At 61.9% G+C, this 19,127-nt stretch carries 17 protein-coding genes, 1 other RNA gene and 1 pseudogene; 6 read left to right on the forward strand and 13 right to left on the reverse strand.

The window, feature by feature from the left end; translation table 11 throughout:
• Window positions 1–163: 163 nt before the first annotated feature.
• The 7 genes from AC3WTO_RS11255 to AC3WTO_RS11285 all read right to left on the reverse strand — a co-directional run bounded on the left by AC3WTO_RS11255 (window position 164) and on the right by AC3WTO_RS11285 (window position 8,429).
• Window positions 164–1,111 carry a substrate-binding domain-containing protein gene (locus tag AC3WTO_RS11255; RefSeq protein ID WP_492460782.1) on the reverse strand — a complete coding sequence of 316 codons (948 nt, stop codon included), beginning with the start codon at window positions 1,109–1,111 and terminating at the stop codon, window positions 164–166.
• A gap of 67 nt (window positions 1,112–1,178) precedes the next feature.
• Window positions 1,179–2,183: an ABC transporter permease gene (locus AC3WTO_RS11260; RefSeq protein ID WP_492460783.1), complete on the reverse strand. Its 1,005-nt coding sequence runs from the start codon at window positions 2,181–2,183 to the stop codon at window positions 1,179–1,181.
• 28 nt (window positions 2,184–2,211) lie between these two features.
• Window positions 2,212–3,747, reverse strand: coding sequence for a sugar ABC transporter ATP-binding protein (locus tag AC3WTO_RS11265; protein WP_492460784.1), 1,536 nt, complete (start codon window positions 3,745–3,747; stop codon window positions 2,212–2,214).
• The gene (locus tag AC3WTO_RS11270; RefSeq protein ID WP_492460785.1) at window positions 3,744–4,919 is read right to left on the reverse strand and encodes a Gfo/Idh/MocA family protein; all 1,176 of its coding nucleotides are present in this window, start codon (window positions 4,917–4,919) and stop codon (window positions 3,744–3,746) included. The genes AC3WTO_RS11265 and AC3WTO_RS11270 overlap by 4 nt, the downstream gene beginning before the upstream one ends.
• A gap of 2 nt (window positions 4,920–4,921) precedes the next feature.
• The gene (locus AC3WTO_RS11275; protein ID WP_492460786.1) at window positions 4,922–5,983 is read right to left on the reverse strand and encodes a sugar phosphate isomerase/epimerase family protein; all 1,062 of its coding nucleotides are present in this window, start codon (window positions 5,981–5,983) and stop codon (window positions 4,922–4,924) included.
• A 39-nt stretch (window positions 5,984–6,022) separates the two neighbouring features.
• A complete protein-coding gene (gene xylA, locus AC3WTO_RS11280) occupies window positions 6,023–7,333 on the reverse strand; it encodes a xylose isomerase (protein WP_492460787.1) in 1,311 nt (436 codons plus the stop codon).
• 70 nt (window positions 7,334–7,403) lie between these two features.
• Window positions 7,404–8,429, reverse strand: coding sequence for a LacI family DNA-binding transcriptional regulator (locus tag AC3WTO_RS11285; protein WP_492460788.1), 1,026 nt, complete (start codon window positions 8,427–8,429; stop codon window positions 7,404–7,406).
• Window positions 8,430–8,568: 139 nt separating this feature from the next.
• Between AC3WTO_RS11285 and ssrA the strand changes: the two genes are divergently transcribed.
• Both ssrA and AC3WTO_RS11295 read left to right on the forward strand, forming a co-directional pair.
• Window positions 8,569–8,925, forward strand: a transfer-messenger RNA (tmRNA) gene (ssrA, locus tag AC3WTO_RS11290).
• A 127-nt stretch (window positions 8,926–9,052) separates the two neighbouring features.
• Window positions 9,053–9,601 (forward strand): AAA family ATPase, encoded by a 549-nt coding sequence (locus AC3WTO_RS11295; RefSeq protein WP_492460789.1) that lies wholly within the window; start codon window positions 9,053–9,055, stop codon window positions 9,599–9,601.
• On the opposite strand, the gene AC3WTO_RS11300 is transcribed toward AC3WTO_RS11295, so the two are convergent.
• A complete protein-coding gene (locus AC3WTO_RS11300) occupies window positions 9,576–10,121 on the reverse strand; it encodes an anthrone oxygenase family protein (protein ID WP_492460790.1) in 546 nt (181 codons plus the stop codon). The two genes, AC3WTO_RS11295 and AC3WTO_RS11300, sit on opposite strands and share 26 nt — an antisense overlap.
• Here AC3WTO_RS11300 and AC3WTO_RS11305 point away from each other — a divergent pair.
• On the forward strand, window positions 10,120–10,818 hold the full coding sequence (locus AC3WTO_RS11305) for a TetR/AcrR family transcriptional regulator (RefSeq protein ID WP_492460791.1): 699 nt from the start codon (window positions 10,120–10,122) through the stop codon (window positions 10,816–10,818). The genes AC3WTO_RS11300 and AC3WTO_RS11305 overlap by 2 nt on opposite strands.
• A 126-nt stretch (window positions 10,819–10,944) precedes the next feature.
• Here AC3WTO_RS11305 and AC3WTO_RS11310 read toward each other — a convergent pair whose 3' ends face one another.
• Together AC3WTO_RS11310 and AC3WTO_RS11315 are read right to left on the reverse strand one after the other, a co-directional pair.
• Window positions 10,945–12,090, reverse strand: a complete 1,146-nt coding sequence (locus tag AC3WTO_RS11310) for a GGDEF domain-containing protein (RefSeq protein WP_492460793.1) — start codon at window positions 12,088–12,090, stop codon at window positions 10,945–10,947.
• 161 nt (window positions 12,091–12,251) lie between these two features.
• A complete protein-coding gene (locus AC3WTO_RS11315) occupies window positions 12,252–13,082 on the reverse strand; it encodes a class I SAM-dependent methyltransferase (RefSeq protein WP_492460794.1) in 831 nt (276 codons plus the stop codon).
• Window positions 13,083–13,476: 394 nt separating this feature from the next.
• On the opposite strand from AC3WTO_RS11315, the gene AC3WTO_RS11320 reads away from it, so the two are divergent.
• On the forward strand, window positions 13,477–14,373 hold the full coding sequence (locus tag AC3WTO_RS11320; protein WP_492460795.1) for an alpha/beta fold hydrolase: 897 nt from the start codon (window positions 13,477–13,479) through the stop codon (window positions 14,371–14,373).
• Between the two features lie 49 nt (window positions 14,374–14,422).
• Here AC3WTO_RS11320 and AC3WTO_RS11325 read toward each other — a convergent pair whose 3' ends face one another.
• Window positions 14,423–16,744, reverse strand: a complete 2,322-nt coding sequence (locus AC3WTO_RS11325; RefSeq protein ID WP_492460796.1) for a Tex family protein — start codon at window positions 16,742–16,744, stop codon at window positions 14,423–14,425.
• A 233-nt stretch (window positions 16,745–16,977) separates the two neighbouring features.
• Between AC3WTO_RS11325 and AC3WTO_RS11330 the strand changes: the two are divergent.
• Window positions 16,978–17,835: pseudogene (locus AC3WTO_RS11330) on the forward strand (ABC transporter ATP-binding protein); the annotation flags it as partial.
• Between the two features lie 18 nt (window positions 17,836–17,853).
• Here the strand turns inward: AC3WTO_RS11330 and AC3WTO_RS11335 are convergent.
• Both AC3WTO_RS11335 and AC3WTO_RS11340 read right to left on the reverse strand, forming a co-directional pair.
• The gene (locus AC3WTO_RS11335; protein ID WP_492460797.1) at window positions 17,854–18,243 is read right to left on the reverse strand and encodes a hypothetical protein; all 390 of its coding nucleotides are present in this window, start codon (window positions 18,241–18,243) and stop codon (window positions 17,854–17,856) included.
• 18 nt (window positions 18,244–18,261) lie between these two features.
• The gene (locus tag AC3WTO_RS11340; RefSeq protein WP_129411046.1) at window positions 18,262–18,426 is read right to left on the reverse strand and encodes a DUF3309 family protein; all 165 of its coding nucleotides are present in this window, start codon (window positions 18,424–18,426) and stop codon (window positions 18,262–18,264) included.
• A 218-nt stretch (window positions 18,427–18,644) separates the two neighbouring features.
• On the opposite strand from AC3WTO_RS11340, the gene AC3WTO_RS11345 reads away from it, so the two are divergent.
• The gene (locus tag AC3WTO_RS11345; RefSeq protein ID WP_492460798.1) at window positions 18,645–19,082 is read left to right on the forward strand and encodes a CBS domain-containing protein; all 438 of its coding nucleotides are present in this window, start codon (window positions 18,645–18,647) and stop codon (window positions 19,080–19,082) included.
• The last annotated feature ends 45 nt before the right edge of the window (window positions 19,083–19,127 follow it).

A 19,127-nucleotide genomic window follows, 5' to 3' on the forward strand; every position in this document is an offset into this window, starting at 1 on the left:
AAGCCTTACAGACAAGGTTTGGCATAGCATCACGCTGGAATGCTTGCCTTTTTACGTTGCGGAAGCTCGCTTTCGGATGAAAAGGCGACTCAGCTAAATTAGCCGGGCCGCCTTCTTCCCACATCTCATTATGAGCCACTGCTTTATGAGCGACTGCTTTCGCTCAGAATGGCGAATCCGGGAAGTAGAAGTTCTTGGCATTCTCCGGGGTGATCAGCGTCGCATCGAGAATGTAGTTGCCGCTGACCGGCACCTGGTCGATCAGCGCCGCCGCCGTCAGCTCCATCGCGGTGCCGACCATAGCCGGCGGATACAGCACGTCGACCGGGATCATCTTGTCGCCGTCCATGACCTTCTTGATCATGTCCTTCGAGCCGGCGCCGGCCACGACATACTGGATGTCGGTGCGCTTTGCCTGTTCGATGGCCTGCAGCACGCCGACTGCCATGTCGTCATCCTGGCACCAGACCACATCGATCTTCGGATATTTGGTCAGGTAGTCCTGCATGACCTTGAAGGCATCGTCGCGGTTCCAGTTGCCGAACTGGCGATCGAGAACCTTGACCTTCGAGCCGGCGATCCCCTTGTCGAAACCATCCTGGCGTTGCTGGTCGATCGGGATCGGCAGGCCGCGAATGATGACGACCTCTGCTTCCGGCGTCTTTTCCGCAATGTACTTGCCGGCCACTTCGCCAAGCGCCGGATTGTTGCCGGCGACGTAGAGGTCGCGCACGGAATTGTCGTTGCTGGACGGCGCCCGGTCGACAAGCGCCACGAACTTGCCCTTGCCCTTCACTTCCTTGATGGCGTTGACCAGCGGATCCGGATCGGACGGCAGGATCACCAGGGCATCGATGCCCTGTGTCTCCAGGTCCTGCACCGCATTCGCCTGGCTGGCGGCATCGGGCGAGGTCTTGACGATGACGTTGAGGCCAGGATGCTCTTCCATCAGCTTCTTGGCGATGCGCTCGGCGTGGAACACCACGCCCGCCGTCCAGCCATGGTCTGCGGCCGGGATCGAGACGCCGATCGTTTTCTTGTCCTGTGCCTGGGCAACACTCATCAGCGCCAAAATGGCAACCGCTGCCGCCCCGATTAGTCGTTTTCGCATTGCTTCCTCCCTATGCTTGCAGGTCTGATCGATCAGTGGCCGGGCGACCCGAAGACCCGGCCCCGTTTCAGGTTTTCCTCACCAGTGAGCGTTGAACGAGCATGGCGATGATGATGATCGCGCCCTGGATGGCCCCGAGAAGGTACTCGCTGACAAAGTTCGAAAGCAGCATGATGTTGCCGACGATCTCAAGGATGAACGCACCGCAGATCGTGCCCCAGATGCGCCCGACCCCGCCGCGCAACGCGGTACCGCCGACCACCACCGCGGTGATCGCCTGCAACTCCCACATCAGGCCGGTCGTTGCTGAGGTCGACCCCAGCCGGGGGATATAGATCAGGCAGGCCACCGCCACGCACAGCCCCTGGATCACATAGGTCAGCGTGCGCACGCGGCTGACCGGGATGCCGGAATAATGCGCAACATCCTCATTGGAGCCGACCGCGACGACATGGCGCCCGTAACGGGTGCGATAGAGCACGAAAGCGCCGATGGCGGCGGTGATGACGATGGCATAGATCGGGAACGGAACGCCAAGAATCTCGCCGAAATAGACCGGCCGATAAAGCGACTGCACGTCCGGATTGCGCAGCGTGATGGCGCCGCCTTGCGACAGCCAGGTCGTCAAGCCGCGATAGATACCCATCGTGCCCAGCGTGGCGATGAAGGGTTCGATCCGCCCGACAGTGGTGATCAGGCCGTTGGCCAGTCCGCAGGCAGCACCGATTGCAAGTGCAAGCACAGCTGCCGCAACGATCGTCATCATCGGGTCGCTGATTGCGCCGCTGTTCATGAACAGAATTGTCAGGCTGGCCACGAAGGCCACCATGGAGCCGACGGAAAGGTCGAGCCCACCCGACGAAATGACGAAGGTCGCCCCCACCGCGATGATCGCGATGAAGGCGCTGCGGGTCAGCACGTTGAGCAGGTTGTCGACGCTGATGAAGTTCGGATTGGCGAAGGCGCCCAGCACCAGCAGCAGCGCGAGCGCCACGAAGGGTGCCACTGCCCGCAGGTCCACATCTTTCCAGGATCGCTTTGCCTTTTCCGTTGCGGCTGCCGTTTCGGTCATTCTTCTCCCACCCAAAGCTTGCCGCGCATCAAGCGGCCTCTCCCGCATGCACGCCCGTCGCCAGCACGACGATCTCGTTTTCGTTCATGTGGTCGCCGGCCACCTCGCCGACGATATGACCCGTGCGCATCACCAGGATGCGGTCGCACAGGCCGATCAGTTCCGGCATCTCCGACGAAACGACGATGATCGAGCGGCCTTCGGCCGCCAGCCCGGCGATGAATTTGTAGATCTGTTCCTTGGTGCCGATATCGATGCCGCGCGTTGGTTCGTCGATGATGACGATTGATGGGTCCAGCATCATCATCTTGGCCAGCAGCAATTTCTGCTGGTTGCCGCCCGACAATTGGCCGGCCAGGAGATCCTTCCTGCCGGTGCGGATGTCGAATTCGGCAATCGCCCTGTCGAGGGCTTCGCGTTCGCGTACCTGGTCCACCTGCCCCCAGCGGACGAAACGGCCAAGCGAAGCCAGCGTCAGATTGACCTTGAGATCCTTGGTAAGCAACAAGCCCTTGCCTTTGCGATCTTCCGAAAGGTAGGCGATGCCGGCCTTCAGGCTGTCCTGCACATTGGCGAAACTGACTGTCTTGCCTGAAAGGCGAACCGTACCGCGTGCCGGTCGCAGGCCGACCAGCCCCTCCATCAGTTCGGTGCGACCGGCACCGACCAGACCGGCAAAGCCCAGAATCTCGCCTTTGCGCAATCGGAAGGAAGCGTGCTCGGCGTAACCCGGCACCGACATATCCTCGACCTCAAGGACGACCTCGCGCGCATCCGCGGTAGCCCGATCCGGATAAAGCTTGGCGACGTCGCGCCCGACCATCAGCCTGGCCATATCGACGGGCTCGACCTCGCCCGCATCGCGTGTTGTGACCAGCCGCCCGTCGCGCAGCACGGTCACCTTGTCGGCGATTTGCTTCACCTCCGGCAGACGGTGCGAGATGTAGAGAACGGCGGTGCCCTTGGCGCGGATATCGGCGATGACCTTGAGAAGCGCTTCCGTCTCCACCGGCGTTAGCGACGCAGTCGGTTCGTCGAAGATGACAAGCCGGTGCGGCACCAGCAACGAGCGCGCGATCTGCACCAGTTGGCGCTGCGCGATCGACAGGCGCCCGACGGTCACGGTCGGATCGATGTCACCGCCGAGTTCACGGATCGCTTTCCGCGCCCCCTCATTCATCGCCCTGTCGTCGACGACGAAGCCCCTGGCGATCTCGCGCCCGAGATACACGTTCTGCGCGACGGTCAGGTCCGGTGCCAGCAGGATTTCCTGGTGCACCAGGACGATGCCGCGATGCTCGGCATCGACCGGCCCAGAGAAAACCACAGGCTGGCCATCGATCCTGATTTCGCCTGCCGTCGGCTGCAGATGGCCGGACAGGATCTTCATCAAGGTCGATTTGCCGGCGCCGTTCTCACCGATGATGGCATGCACCTGGCCCGCTTCAACCGCCAGATCGATCCCCTTCAACACCTGCACGGGACCAAACGACTTCGAGAGCCCCGCAACAGCGAGCAGCGGAACGATACGATCGGCCGAAACGGATGAAGGTGTCGGGCTCATCCCACCTTCGTCCACACATTGCCGGCTTTCGACGAAGCGACGGCGGCTTCGATGAACTGCATGCCCTTCAGGCCGTCCTCGACAGTCGGATAGACCACCTCAGCGTCTGGCTTCCTGCTTTCGCGCGCCGCGCGGATGGCGCGTGCCGCCTCGGCATAGATCGTGGCGAAGCCTTCGAGATATCCCTCGGGATGACCACCCGGAACACGCGTCACCCGCGCCGCCTCCGGCCACGCGCCATTGCCGCCACGCGTGAAAAGCTGCTTCGGCTGGCCGAACCGGGTGAACCACAGGTAGTTCGGATCGGCCTGAACCCATTCGAAGCCGCCCTTGGTGCCATAGACACGCAATTTCAGCCCGTTCTCGTGGCCGACGGCGACCTGGCTTGCCCACAGCATGCCGCGTGCGCCGCCTTTGTAGCGCAGCAGGATCTGCACGTCGTCGTCGAGCAGCCGGCCAGGCACGAAAGCCGTCAGTTGCGCCAGAAGCTCGTCGGTTTCCAGACCGGTGACGAAGGCCGCGAGATTGTAGGCATGGGTACCGATATCGCCGATCGCCCCGCCCGCGCCGGAGCGCTTGGGGTCGGTGCGCCATTCCGCCTGCTTGGAACCCGAAAGCTCGGCCCGTTCGGTCAACCAGTCCTGCGGGTATTCCACCTGCACCAGCCTGATGTCGCCCAGTTCGCCGGCGGTCACCATGGCGCGCGCCTGCCGGATCATCGGGTAGCCGGTGTAGTTGTGGGTCAGCACGAAAACCTTGCCGGTCTTCTTGACCAGATCGACGAGCCCTTGCGCCTCGGCGACCGTGGTGGTGATCGGCTTGTCGCAGATCACATGGATGCCCACCTCCAGGAACGCTTTCGCCGCTGGCGCGTGCATGTGGTTCGGCGTGACGATCGAAACAGCCTCGATGCCGTCCGGCCGCGCGGCTTCCGCTTTGGCCATCTCCTCGAACGATCCGTAGGCCCGGTCAGCCGCGATGCCGAGATCGAGCGCCGAGGCTTTCGCGCGTGCCGGATCGGATGAAAGCGCGCCGGCGACCAGATCGAACTGGTCGTCGAGGCGAGCCGCGATACGATGCACCGCGCCGATGAAGGCGCCCTGCCCGCCACCGACCATGCCGAGCCGGATGCGGCCGGCCTGCGTTTCCTGCCTGCTGCCCTCAATTGCCATGGTCAGCTCCTGTCCAGTCCGAGCATCTTGCGGTTCGCGGCGTCGTCAGTGCCTGCACCGGCAAAATCGTCGAAGGCATGTTCGGTCACGCGGATGATGTGATGCTTGATGAATTCAGCGCCTTCGCGCGCACCGTCCTCGGGATGCTTCAACGCGCATTCCCATTCCAGCACCGCCCAGGAATCGAAATCATAGGCGGTCAGCTTGGAGAAGATGCCGCCGAAATCGACCTGGCCATCGCCCAGCGAACGGAAACGCCCGGCACGGTCGACCCAGCTCTGGAAACCGCCATAGACGCCCTGACGGCCGGTCGGATTGAACTCGGCGTCCTTCACATGGAAGGCTTTGATGCGCTCGTGGTAGATGTCGATGTAGTCGAGATAGTCGAGCTGCTGCAGCACGAAGTGCGATGGGTCGTAGAGCAGGTTGGCGCGGGCATGATTGTTCACCCGGTCCAGGAACATCTCGTAGCTGACGCCATCATGCAGATCTTCGCCCGGATGGATTTCGTAGCAGAGGTCGACGCCGTGTTCATCGGCGTAGTCGAGCAACGGCCTCCAGCGTTTCGCCAGCTCGTCGAAGGCGGCTTCGACAAGGCCTGCCGGACGCTGCGGCCACGGATAGACATAGGGCCAGGCCAGCGCACCGGAGAACGTCGCATGCGCCTTGAGACCGAGATGTCTCGAGGCACGGATCGCCCGCTTGACCTGGTCGACCGCCCATTCTGTGCGCGCACCCGGATTGCCGCGGACTTCCGGCGCGGCAAACCCGTCAAAAGCCGCATCATAGGCCGGATGGACGGCGACGAGCTGGCCCTGCAGATGCGTGGACAGTTCGGTGATTTCCAGCCCATGGCTGGCAGCCACGCCCGTCACCTCGTCGGCGTATCCCTTTGAATCCGATGCTTTCTTCAGATCGAACAGGCGCGCGTCCCAGGTCGGGATCTGCACGCCCTTGTAGCCGAGGGAAGCCGCCCATTCGCAGATGGCGTCGAACGAATTGAACGGCGCAGCGTCCCCGGCGAACTGCGCCAGGAAAATGGCCGGCCCCTTGATGGTTTTCATCGAACTCCTCCAATTCAGGCAACCGCATGCGCGCGGCGTTTACACATAGCGATTGACGATATTTTCCAGATATTCCTGGCGCCCCGAACGCGGTTCCGGTTCAATGCCGTCGGCGACGACCTTGGCGGCAAGGTCCTCCAGGCTGACGCCGCCTGCGAGCACCTTTTTTGCCTCGGCGCTCGTCCAGCCAGCGTAACGCTGGTCGAGCGGAGCGGACAAAGCCTTGTCCTCCATCATGCGCGCCGCAGCCTTCAGGCCACGCGCACAGCAGTCGATGCCGCCGATATGAGCAATCAGCAGATCCTGCGGATCGAGCGACTGGCGGCGCAGCTTGGCGTCGAAGTTGGTCCCGCCAGTGGTGAACCCGCCTGCCCTCAGCACCTGGTAGTAGGCCAGCGCCATCTCCGGCACGTTGTTGGGGAACTGGTCGGTATCCCAGCCCGACTGGTAGTCGTTGCGGTTCATGTCGATGGAGCCGAAGATGCCGAGCGCGTCGGCGAGCGCCAGTTCATGCTCGAAGGAATGCCCAGCCAGGATGGCATGGCCCTGCTCGATGTTGACCTTGACCTCCTTCTCCAGCCCGAAGTCCTTCAGGAAGCCATAGACGGTCGCGACATCGTAATCGTACTGATGCTTGGTCGGTTCCTGCGGCTTCGGCTCGATCAGGATGGTACCTTTGAAGCCGATCCTGTGCTTGTAGTCGACGACCATGGACAGGAAGCGGCCGGCCTGTTCGCGTTCACGCTTCATGTCCGTGTTGAGCAGCGTCTCGTAACCTTCCCGACCACCCCACAGCACATAATTCTCGCCGCCAAGCCGCTTTGTCACGTCGAGGCATTTCTTGACCGTGGCGGCGGCATAGTAGAACACCTCCGGATCCGGATTGGTGGCGGCACCAGCCATATAGCGGCGGTGCGAGAACAGGTTTGCAGTGCCCCAGAGCAGCTTGACGCCTGTCTCCTGCTGCTTGCCTGCCAGGACGTCGGCAATCGCGTCGAGGCGCGCCGCGCTTTCGGCGAAATTCTCGCCTTCCGGGCGCACGTCGGCATCGTGGAAACAATAGTAAGGCACGCCGAGAGCCGAGAACATTTCGAAAGCCACGTCGGCTTTCAGGCGAGCCGCCTCCATCGTATCGCCGAACCAGGGGCGTTCGAAGGTCTGGCCGCCAAAAGGATCACCGCCGGGCCAGGCGAATGAGTGCCAATAGGCAACGGCAAAGCGCAGATGGTCTTCCATGCGTTTGCCAAGCACGACCTCGTCCCTGTCGTAGAAACGATAGGCAAGCGGGTTGGCCGAATCCGGGCCTTCATACTTGATCCGGCCGATATCGCCGAAGAACCCTGTGCTCACGTCAGAAACTCCTTGTAAGTCGTTGCCCCGTTTCGCAAGGCTGCGGGAGGACAGCCTTGTCGGTGCGGGCTTATGGCAGATTGTCCCGGATGTAGATTTCGATCCGGATGGCTTCCTGGTTGGCGATAACGGGCGTGTCGTCGATCCTGGCTTTCAACAACCGGATCGCGCTGCGCACTTCATGGCCGGCATCCTGGTTGATGACCGCATCGAAGACGCCGTCACGCAGTGCCTGTTTCGAATGATCGGTGAGCTCATGCGCCACCACCGTGATTTCGCGGTATGCGGCCTCCGACGTCAGCACATCGATCACGCCACGATTGCCGGCGCCGATGCTGTAGAGGCCGACGATATCGCGCTCATGATCGAGAAGCTCGGCGAGCAGCGTGCGCGTTACGGCGGCATCGTCCCGCCCTTCCAGCACCGGCAAGCATTTGAGCCCGGGAAATGCTTCTCCAATCGCCTGCTCGAAAGCGGCGCGGCGCTCAGCATGATCTTTCACCAGCATCGAGCCGGCGACCAACGCCACCTTGCCGGAACGCCGGCCGCAGAAGCGTCCGATCAGGCTGGCGGCCGTGCGCCCAGCCGCAATGTTGTCGATGCCGACATAATGGTCCCGAAAGGCGTCGGAGACGTCGGAGACAAGGGTGATGACCGGGATGCCGGCTTCCCTCAGCCGCGCCAGCGCTTTGCGGACGCGCTCAGATTCGGTCGCAACCAGAGCGACACCCGAGACCTGCGTAGTATCCACGGCCTCCAAAGCAGCCGCCAGCGCCTCGGCATCGAAGGTCTTCACCTTGCGAATGTCGAGATGGGTGCGGTCGAGTGCGCCATGAAGCTTGGCTTGGCCGAGTTGGCTTTCCAGCTCGATCATGAAACTGTTCGACCCTTCGGGCACGATGAAGAGTAGGTTGTAGACACGCTGCTTGGCAAGGTTTGCAGCCGAGATGTCGCGCACGTAACCAAGCTTGAGAATGGCAGCATTGACGCGCGCCACCGTCTGGGCGCGCACGCCCGAGCGCCTGTTCAGCACGCGGTCGACGGTTGCCAGACTGACCCCCGCCTCCCCGGCCACATCATGAACCGTTGGACGCATTCCTCACTCCCGGCGTCGACCTAGCACGGAGTTTTGAGGCACGTAAAGCAGAATCTGATGTACGTATCTCATGATTGATCGGCTATCGATCGGAGAGCATCTAAAGCTCTCTGTGCAATGCTCTGTTTTCGTTCGGCTTGCTATTGAAACCCAGCCGGCTGGTCCGTATATTGGGAGCGTCCTGGCAACAGGACTATGGTGCTAAACCGACTGTGCAATAGGCGATCCGGACGCGGTTTCGATACCGCCACCTCCACCATAAACCGTCCAGCGTGACGGCTTATGATGGGGGTGAAATGGGTTCGACGGGCGTTGAAAGACAGTTCGCTGTACCCGGCATTGTACCACCGTTATCGGGCTAAACTTATAGTTGCCAACGACAACTATGCGGAAGCTCGTCTCGCTGCTTAATGCGGCGCGAACGCTTCAAATCAAGCCCTAGCGGTTCGCACCTCTAGGCGGGGTCCGGAGGCACCTGGCAACAGAAGCCTCCACTTCTCTTCCCCAACATCATGTTTGTCGCTCTGCCCGGCACTTCCGACCGGCATCACAGATGCGCGCCTGCACCTCAGACCCGGCTCACGGCCGGCAGAGCATCGTTGAATTCAACCATGGAGCTCGCCATGCAAAACCATACAGACCAATTCTTCGTGCTGACCGGCGGCCCAGGATCGGGCAAGACCACGCTCATCGAGGCGCTGGCCGCACAGGGCTACGTCACCGCGCCCGAGGCAGGCCGCAACATCATCCAGGACCAGATGACGGTCGGCGGATCAGCCCTGCCCTGGGATGACAAGACCCTTTTCGCCGAACTGATGCTGGCCTGGGAACTGCGTTCCCACCATACCGCTTCGCGCCTGGCGGGACCTGCCTTTTTCGACCGAGGCGTCCCGGACACGCTCGCCTATCTGAAGTTGAGCGGCCTGCCTGTACCGGCACATATGGACAAGGCGGCCAACCATTTCCGCTACAACAGCCGCGTTTTCATCGCGCCGCCATGGCCGGAAATCTTTACCCAGGACACCGAGCGAAAACAGGACCTCGATGAAGCCAGGCGCACCTTCGAAGCTCTGGCCGACACCTATCCGCGCTACGGCTACGATCTGATCACGCTGCCGCGGGCCTCGGTGGAGGAACGGCTGGCCTTCATCTTCGAAGAACTCGATTCGTAGAGCGCCCGGCAAGAAAAAGCCCGAGCCCGACCAGAGCGAGGCAGAGCAGGCTGAAGCCTGTGCGCAGGGTGTTCCACCAGGTCCAATCGAGAGAATAGGTGCGCCAGAGCGTCGCCGCCTCGGCGACGTCGTCCGGCACCGCCGCAATTGCAAGCGCTTCATTCATCGGAACGTTGATCGCGAAGGTCGGCAGGAAGGCGCCGAGCAGATAGCTTGTGGCGCCAGCCAGCATGGCGAGCCCTGCCCCGCGCCGCCCTGTCGCAAGCAGCGCAGTCCCCGCCAGCACAGCCGCTATCGGCGCGCCGAAAAATGCAGGTGCGAACACCATGTTGCGGACCGTCGCATTGATACCTTGCATGGCGATGATCGCATGCTCGGGAGCCACGGCATCCAGGCCCCGCATGACAGAACTCGTATAAGCGTAGAAAAACCCGGCAATCGCACCGGCCAGCAGCAGTGCGGTGGCCGACAGTGCTAGCGCCGCAACCGTCAGCGCTCGGTTCTCACGTATCGTGCTCATGGAAGCTCCGCTCAATTTTGAGTACCAACCAGTACTTGAGCTATTTAGTACTGCATGGTACTCAAATCTGCAAGCAATGAAGGAATGCGATTTGCCTGCGAAGATGACCGCCGGTCGGCGCGACGACATCCTGGATGCAGCCCTGGAGCTTCTCGCCAGCGGGGGACTTCAATCCGTCACGACAACGGCCCTCGCCCGTGTCGCCAGATGTTCAAAGGACACGCTCTACGTGTTGTTCGAAAACCGCGACGCGATCCTGGCCGCCCTCGTCGAGCGGCAGGCTTCACAGCTCAACGCCACCCTGCAGGAAAGCAACGTCGAAGTCTCGCCACTTGACCAGTTGAGGCTGATCTCCACCCAGTTGCTGAAACTGCTGACTTCGCAGGCATCGCTCGCCATCAACCGCGCAGCGCTTGGGGACGCCAGCGGCGATCTGTCCAGGATCCTGATCGCTGCCGGCAAGGAACGCTCCGCGCCGAAAATCATGGCAGTGATCGAAACGCTCGATCGAAAAGGCGTTATCCACGCCCCAGATCCTCTTGATACCTACCGGACGCTCTATGGCCTGCTGATCAGCGATCACCAGATTCTGGCGCTGCACAATGCCTATGAGCCCGCCGAAGATGCCGAAGTCATTGCAGCCCGAGCGGTCGAACGCCTGGTAAGGCTCTATGCGCCGGCTTCTGGGAAAAGCTGATTACGTTAACTGACGACGACGCCATTAGAGTACCGGCGTCGGTTTGAACACGCAAAAGTTGCTCTAGAACTTTGATTTTGCGCATGATTCTTTCCGAAAATCGATTCCGATTTTCGGGGTCATGCGCTAGGCTGCAGCCGACAGTTCTTGTCTGTCAGCGACCGTCCGGTTACGGCCCGCGTGCTTGGCGGCATAGAGCATCTTGTCGGCGCGCGCGATCGCATCCCAGAGTGGCTCACCCGGCTGGCATTCGACGATGCCGAAGCTACAGGTCACTTTGAGGCCTGAGGGCAAGTTCGCCAGTTCACATCCCGCAATCTCGCGCCGCAATTGTTCCGTCAGCACGTAAGCGTCGTCGACCGCGCAATTTCTGAGCAGGATGACGAACTCCTCGCCGCCGATGCGCGCGACCAGATCCTGGGCCCTTACGCAGTTCCTGATCGTGCCGGCAACGGCTGAAAGCACACTGTCGCCAGCGGCGTGACCGAAGCGATCATTGATCGACTTGAAACGATCGATATCGCAGGCAACCACGCTGACAACGCCGCAAGCGGTGCCGGACAGTACCTGAACGGCCCGCGCCTCGAGGCCGCGGCGGTTGAGCAAGCTGGTCAGGAGATCACTGTCCCGCTCCGCCTTCAGGCCCAGCACCACATCGGCGCAGACCACCACCAGCAGGCCAAGTCCCATCGCCACGCCCAGCACCGACATGGCGAACTGCGCCCACAGCCAGAACGGCGAGTCGAAGAAGGCGGCGACATCATTGATCGGCACCGAGCCGCCTGTGAGCAGCGTGCGCAGGATAAAAGTCAGCGAAAGCCCCGACAGCATCCACAGCAGTGCCTTGTCGATGGTGCTGCCGCGCACCAGGCGCCGCAACTTCCAGGCCGCGCTCATCACAATGCCGGCCATGCCGAGATTGAGCAGGCAGGCGCGGATCTGAAGATTGTCCTCGACATAGTAGAAATAGCCGAGCAGCCCGACCACCAATGCCATCCAGGCAGCATGCTCACCAACGGACATGCGATCGCCCGAGCGTACGAGCACACCTTCCGCCAGGAACAGGGGGCCAGCCGTGTAGAGGGCGGCGCAGGCCAGGTTGTTCAGGCCGATGTCCGACGGCCATAGCGCGAACTGCACGACCGTGCCGGCGCTGACCGAGAGAAACGCCAGCGAAAAAAGCACGAGATGCCGGCGGCGGCGGTCAAGCAGCCACACGCTGAAAAAGCTGGCTGCAAACAGGAACAGCAATGCCGAAGGAATGAATTTCAAGGTAGTCGCCCGCGCCCATGACCCGCGTCAGATGCCAGCTGACATCTACAGGACGCGGGTAAACAAGAGGATAGCGCAGCCACGAAAGGTTCGCGACAACACCCATTTTCGCCCGGCCGCCGAGTGGCCGCACATTGCTGAGCATCTTTGCTGGGGCTGCTCTAGCCGTCACGGCGCACCCAGGCGCAGACCTGTGCATGGGCGATGATCTGGCTTTGCGCCGCCACGGTCGCTTCGCGCAGGCGCGCCTCCAGCGTGTCGATATCGACAGTCGCCTCGCTGGCCAGATCCAGTTGAACCAGCCTGGGCAGCAGGGATCGAATCGTCTCGGCTATCCAGGCGTGGTGTGGTGCGTCTGGCCCACCCGCCACCGGCGTCTCGCTGAACAGAGAGGGCGGCGGCAGACCGGCCCCCGAGTAGATGCTGAAGAGCTTGTCGGCAGCGTCATGATGCGGCGCCACCATGTGAAACAGCGTGAACAGCCAGTCGCCGACTTGCTCCCACAAAGGCACCACAGGCAACGACGCGAACGGATGCCGGTGGCTGACTTCATGGAACGCAACGACACCACCAGGACGCACAAGTTCCTTAGCCCGGCGGACAACCGCGATAGGGTCGGTCTGATGGACAAGGACATAACGACCGACCACCAGGTCGAAACCGCTCTCGTCCACGAAATCCTCGATCGCGTCGGCATGAAAGACAGCGCGCGTGTAGCCTGCAGCAGATGCTCGCTGCCGCGCCACCGCGATGGCATCCGCGCTGCGATCTATACCGACCACCGAGCCGCCGGGACCAACCATGTCGCTGGCAAGCATCGCGACATCGCCGGCGCCGCAGCCGATATCGAGAACACGCATGTCGCGCCCGATGCCAGCCTCGCGCAGCAGGCGTGCGGTGATCGGCCTGAGGACTTCCGCCTGGAGCATGAGGCGCCGGATTTCCGACGCCGAATGGCCGAGGATGTACGAGGTGGGTGTCGTCTCGTTCATAGAGCAACTTCCTTGAGGCACCCCGCCACCAGTCCATTAGCTCATGCGAATATGCGGCGACGATATTGAACCGCTACCCGACTGTCTATCGATCGGCCTCCACGTGGAGACAGCATCCTGCCAAAACGGCTTCCTCATCCTGACAAACGTCAGCCCACTGCCCTGCGATTTCGGCATGCATATCGCCCGTGAGGGCGCCCACACAGTCTTTATTATACGGGTAATATTGACTTTATATTTTATCCGGGTAATAATCTATCTGCCTATGATTATGATGCAGCGTATCCATCGCCAACCGTGAGGCCTGCGGCATGGGCTATGGGTCGTACGGTTGCGATCCAAGACCCGTCCTCTCCAATAACCTACAAGCCAGCCAGATCCGCAGGACATCATCATGACTGCTGCAAAAGCCAATGACATCGATCTGACCTATGACAGTTTCGGCGACGAGGCTGATGAAGCGGTCCTGTTGATTGCCGGATTGGGCACGCAGATGATCCGATGGACCGTTCCGTTCTGCGAAGCATTGGCAGCGCGCGGCTATCGCGTGATCCGGTTCGACAATCGCGATGCAGGATGTTCGACACATTTCAGCCAGTTCGCCCCGCCCGATTTCAGCGCGCTGGCAGCGGCGCTCATGGCCGGACAACGACCGGATGTTCCCTATACGCTCGACGACATGGCCGCGGACGCCGTCGGGTTGCTCGACGTCCTCGCCATCGACAAAGCTCATATTGTCGGGCGGTCCCTGGGCGGGATGATTGCCCAGATCATCGCCAGCGAACATCGGGAACGCGTGCTGTCCCTGACATCGATCATGTCGAGTACCGGCAATCCCAGCCTGCCTCAGACCGCTCCCGACATCATGGCAATGATGATGCGCCCAGCACCAGATCCGGCCGCCGACGAAGCCGGCTTTGTAGCGCACGGCCTCGCCTTCGCCCGCCGCATCGCCAGCATCGGCAATCCGTTTGATGAAGAAGCTCATCGCCTTCTCATCCTGGAAGAGAGCCGCCGCGCCTACGATCCAGGCGGCTTCGGACGACAGATCGCCGCCATTGCCGTGACCGGTGATCGCCGTTTACGTCTTGCGACGATCACCGTGCCGACGCTTGTCATTCATGGCACTGACGATCCGCTCATCCCTCCGGCTTGCGGCGAAGACACCGCCGCCGCCATTCCGGATGCGGATTTCATGCTGATCGACGGGATGGGACACGATTTGCCGCCCGCCCTCTACCGCTCGGTAATCGATGCGATCGATCGAACGGCCAGACAGGCAGCTCATTGAAAGGCGCATGGCAGCGGACCAGCCGCAACCACACGCCCGTGCATGCGGCTCACCGCTTCTTGAACGCCTCGGCCAAAGCTGCACCAAAGGCGCCCTGCGATGGCGGCGTCTTGTCAGGCCGGCCCTTGCTTTGCTGTGGCATGGCGGGTTTTCTCGGACTGTCCTGACGTGCCGGCCTCGATGAACCGCCATCGCCATCGCGCCGCATGGTCAGGCCGATACGCTTGCGCGCGATGTCGACGTCGACCACGCGCACCTTGACGATGTCACCGGCCTTGACCACCTCATGCGCGTCCTTCACGAAGCGGTCGGCCAGTTGCGAAACATGAACCAGACCGTCCTGGTGCACGCCGATGTCGACGAAGGCGCCAAAGGCCGCGACATTGGTGACGGTGCCTTCGAGCAACATGCCGGGCTTCAGGTCCTTGATGTCGTCGACCCCGTCGGCAAAGGTCGCCGTCTTGAAGCCCGGGCGCGGGTCGCGGCCCGGCTTTTCCAGTTCAGCGATGATGTCGCGCACGGTCGGCAGGCCGAAACGCTCGTCAACGAAAACGCGCGGGTCCAGTCCCTGCAGCATGGCGCGATCGCCCATCAACGCACGCAAGTCGCGTCCGCAGGCTGCAACGATCTTCTTGGCAATGCCATAGGCTTCCGGATGCACGGAGGATGCGTCCAGCGGTTCGTCACCGTTCGGGATGCGCAGGAAGCCGGCGCTTTGTTCGAAGGCGCGCGGCCCGAGGCGGGAAACCTTGAGCAGTTCCTGCCGGCTCGGGAACGGGCCATTGGCATCGCGGTGTGCAACGATCGCTTCCGCCAGCGAGGCGCCAAGGCCGGAGACGCGGGCCAAAAGCGGCGCAGACGCGGTGTTGAGGTCGACGCCAACGGCGTTCACCGCATCCTCCACCACCGCGTCGAGCGAGCGCGCCAGCCGGTATTGGTCGACATCGTGCTGGTATTGCCCGACGCCGATCGACTTCGGCTCGATCTTGACCAGTTCCGCCAGCGGATCCTGCAGGCGACGTGCAATCGACACCGCACCACGCAAAGAAACATCGAGGTTCGGGAATTCGGCGGCAGCGGTTTCAGAGGCGGAATAGACCGATGCGCCTGCTTCGCTGACGATCACCTTCAGCGGCTTCGGCGCCGGCATGTCGCCGAGCAGGTCAGCCACCAGTTTCTCGGTCTCGCGGCTGGCCGTACCGTTACCGATGGCGATGAGCTCGACATTGTGCTGGCGCATCAGCCGAGCGAGCTCCACCTGGGCACCGCGCACATCGTTCTTCGGCTGAAACGGATAGACGGTCGCCGTTTCCTTGAGCTTGCCGGTGCCATCGACCACCGCCACCTTCACACCGGTCCGGATGCCGGGATCAAGGCCCATCGTGGCGCGCGAACCGGCGGGCGCCGCCAGAAGCAGGTCCTTCAGGTTGCGAGCAAAGACGTGGATCGCCTCTTCCTCGGCACGTTCGCGCAGGTCGCGCATCAGATCGAGCGACAGATGCAGCGACAGCTTCACCCGCCAGGTCCAGCCGGCGACCTCGGTCAGCCATTTGTCACCCGGCAGCGCGTTGCCGATGCCCAGTGTCTGCACGATGATGCGCTCCACCGGCTTCACCACCGAGGTGTCGTCGGCGTCGACTTCGATGGCAAGCGAAAGCACGTCCTCGTTGCGGCCACGCAGCATCGCCAGTGCCCTGTGACTGGGCGTCGTCGCCCAGCGCTCGGCATGATCGAAATAGTCGGAAAACTTGGCGCCTGCCTCCTGCTTGCCGTCGACGACGCGCGAGCGCATGAAGGCACGCTCCTGCATATAGGTGCGCAGCTTGCCGACCAGATCGGCGTTTTCCGCGAACTGTTCGGAAAGGATGTCGCGCGCCCCCTCCAGCGCTGCCTTGGTGTCCGGCACCTCTTCGGTGATATAGCCTTCGGCCAGTTGCAATGGCACCGCCGCGCGGTCGGCCGTGATCGCCTCGGCCAGCGGACCAAGCCCGCGTTCGCGCGCGATCTCGGCCTTGGTGCGCCGCTTCGGCTTGTAGGGCAGATAGATGTCTTCGAGTTCCGCCTTGGTCGCGGCAGCGGCGATCTTGAGCTTGAGTTCGTCCGTCAGCTTGCCTTGCTCGCCGATCGATTCGAGGATCGCGGCGCGGCGCGCGTCGAGCTCACGCAGATAGCCGAGGCGTTCAGCGAGCTGGCGCAGTTGCGTGTCGTCGAGCCCACCGGTCACCTCCTTGCGGTAGCGCGCCACGAACGGCACCGTTGCCCCTTCATCGAGCAAAGCGATCGCTGCGGATACCTGCTGTGGCTTGGCCGCGATTTCTGTCGCGAGGATGGAAGCGATCCGCTCATAGCCCGCCTGTCCTGCACCACTCATGCGTTACTTCGTCTCCAACCGTTGAGTCGGCGCACCATATTCAAGTGCGCGAAAGCCTGCCACGGCGTTGGCTTGGCGAAGCCGTTTCTCCACAACGAGCAAGGACAGCCCGACAAACTTGCGGAACCGATCATCCACTCGCGCATTCCGAACCCCAGGGGCTTCATCTTGACGCAATTCCTCACGCAAAACCGCTGCGCTTTTGCCGGACTTGCCTTAGAGAGCGTGCCCCGATGGATAAAACCCTTCTGCAAGTCCAACATCTGACCATGGAATTCGGCGGCCTCGTCGCCATCGGCGACCTGTCCTTCGAGGCCAGGCGCGGCGAGATCACCGCGCTGATCGGCCCCAACGGCGCCGGCAAGACGACGGTGTTCAACTGCATCACCGGCTTCTACAAGCCGACCGAAGGCATGATCCGTTTCACCGGGCATGACGGCTCGGAATTCCTGCTCGAGCGCATGCCGGACTTCCAGATCACGGCCAAGGCCAAGGTCGCCCGCACCTTCCAGAACATTCGGCTCTTTCCCGGCCTCACGGTGCTGGAGAACATGCTGGTGGCGCAGCACAACAAGCTGATGAAGGCCTCAGGATTCCTCGTCCTTGGATTGTTCGGCATCGGCAGCTATCGCCGCGCTGCCGCGGAATCGGTGGAGCTTGCCCAACACTGGCTGGAAAAGGCTGAGCTGATCGACCGAGCCGACGATCCCGCAGGCGACCTGCCCTATGGCGCCCAGCGCCGGCTGGAGATTGCGCGCGCCATGTGCACCGGCCCGGAACTGCTCTGCCTCGATGAGCCCGCTGCCGGCCTCAATCCGAAGGAATCTCTGGCGCTCAACGAGCTTTTGATGGATATCCGCGACACCAACGGCACGTCGATCCTGCTCATCGAGCACGACATGTCGGTGGTGATGAAGATTTCCGACCACATCGTCGTGCTGGAATATGGCCGCAAGATCTCCGACGGCGATCCAGCCTTTGTCCGTTCCGATCCCAAAGTCATCGCTGCCTATCTCGGCGTCGACGACGAAGAGGTCGAGACGGTTCTCACCGATGTCGGCGATGCGAAAGTCATCGAGCAACTCGACACCGATCGGTAGATTGAGTGGCTACGCCGTTTCCTGGACGACCAAAGTGAGCGTGCCGGTTTGGTCTATCGTTGCCGCCACCACCTGTGTGGCGTCCGCGCCGTTCTGCGCCAGCATCAGCACTGCGATCGGCGAGGCCTGGATCGATGTCTGCAATTCCCGCAGGTCGTCCACACTGGTGTCCTTCAGCTGACTCTCCACCCGCGCTTTGTCCGGCTGCGGCAATTCCTCGACCCTGACGATGTTGATCGCAGTGACCTCCTGATCATGCGACAATCCGGGCATTGGCACGGATTGCTGCGGCGAGTGATCTGGCGTCAGCTCAGGCAACCTGCGTTCGGGCTGCTGTGCTAGCCCCGGCGAAACCGCGGCCATCGTCGAAAGAGCCGTAACCAGCGCCAAGATGCGCATTGGTTTCTCCTTTCGTGACTAAACCCGCCCCAGCAGCACAAGGATGACGATGATGATGAGCAGAAGGGACAGGCCGCCGCCGCCATAATAACCGGTGCCGTAAAACGGCCCACCACCGAAACCACTGAAACCGCCGAGCAAGAGCAGAATGAGGATGATGATCAGAATTGTGCCGAGGCTCATGGTTCTCTCCTTCCGGAATTCTTGCATCGAGCTCGGAGTTGCGAGCTCGACTGTAATCGAACGCTCCCGAAGGTGAGCCAGTTCCAATTATTTAGCCTCACCACAATGCCTGGAGAGCCCTGGGCCACGAGGGACGACTTCATCGGAACGTTTTCGTCACCCGCTCATTGGGCTTGCATCACCTATCGGCGTGGGGCGTCGAACTCCGGGAGATCACCATGAGAGTACGAGATTGCATGACCAAGGACGTACGCATCGCCATGCCGGATGCAACCTTGCGTGACGTTGCGCAAGCCATGGCCACCTTGGATGCAGGTTTGTTGCCTGTCGCCGACGGTGACCACCTGATCGGTATGGTCACCGACCGCGATATCGCCGTTCGTGGCGTTGCCCTGGGCAAGGGGCCGGAAACACCGGTACGCGAGGTAATGACGGCGGATGTCAAATACTGCTTCGACGACGAGGAGGTCAGCGCCGTCCTGCAGAACATGAGCGACATTCAGGTGCGGCGCCTGCCGGTGCTCAACCGCGACAAACGTCTGGTCGGCATCGTGTCGCTGGGTGATCTCGCCACCAATGGCGAAGCCATGCACGCCGGCGAAGCGCTCGGCGGCATCTCGCAGCGCGGCGGCGAGCATTCACAAACCACCCACTAGCAGAGATAGCCGAAGCCGCCCGACTGTGGGCGGCTTCGGCTCGAA

The sequence above is a fragment of the Mesorhizobium sp. EU05-FHT14A09 genome (genome assembly GCF_058790995.1).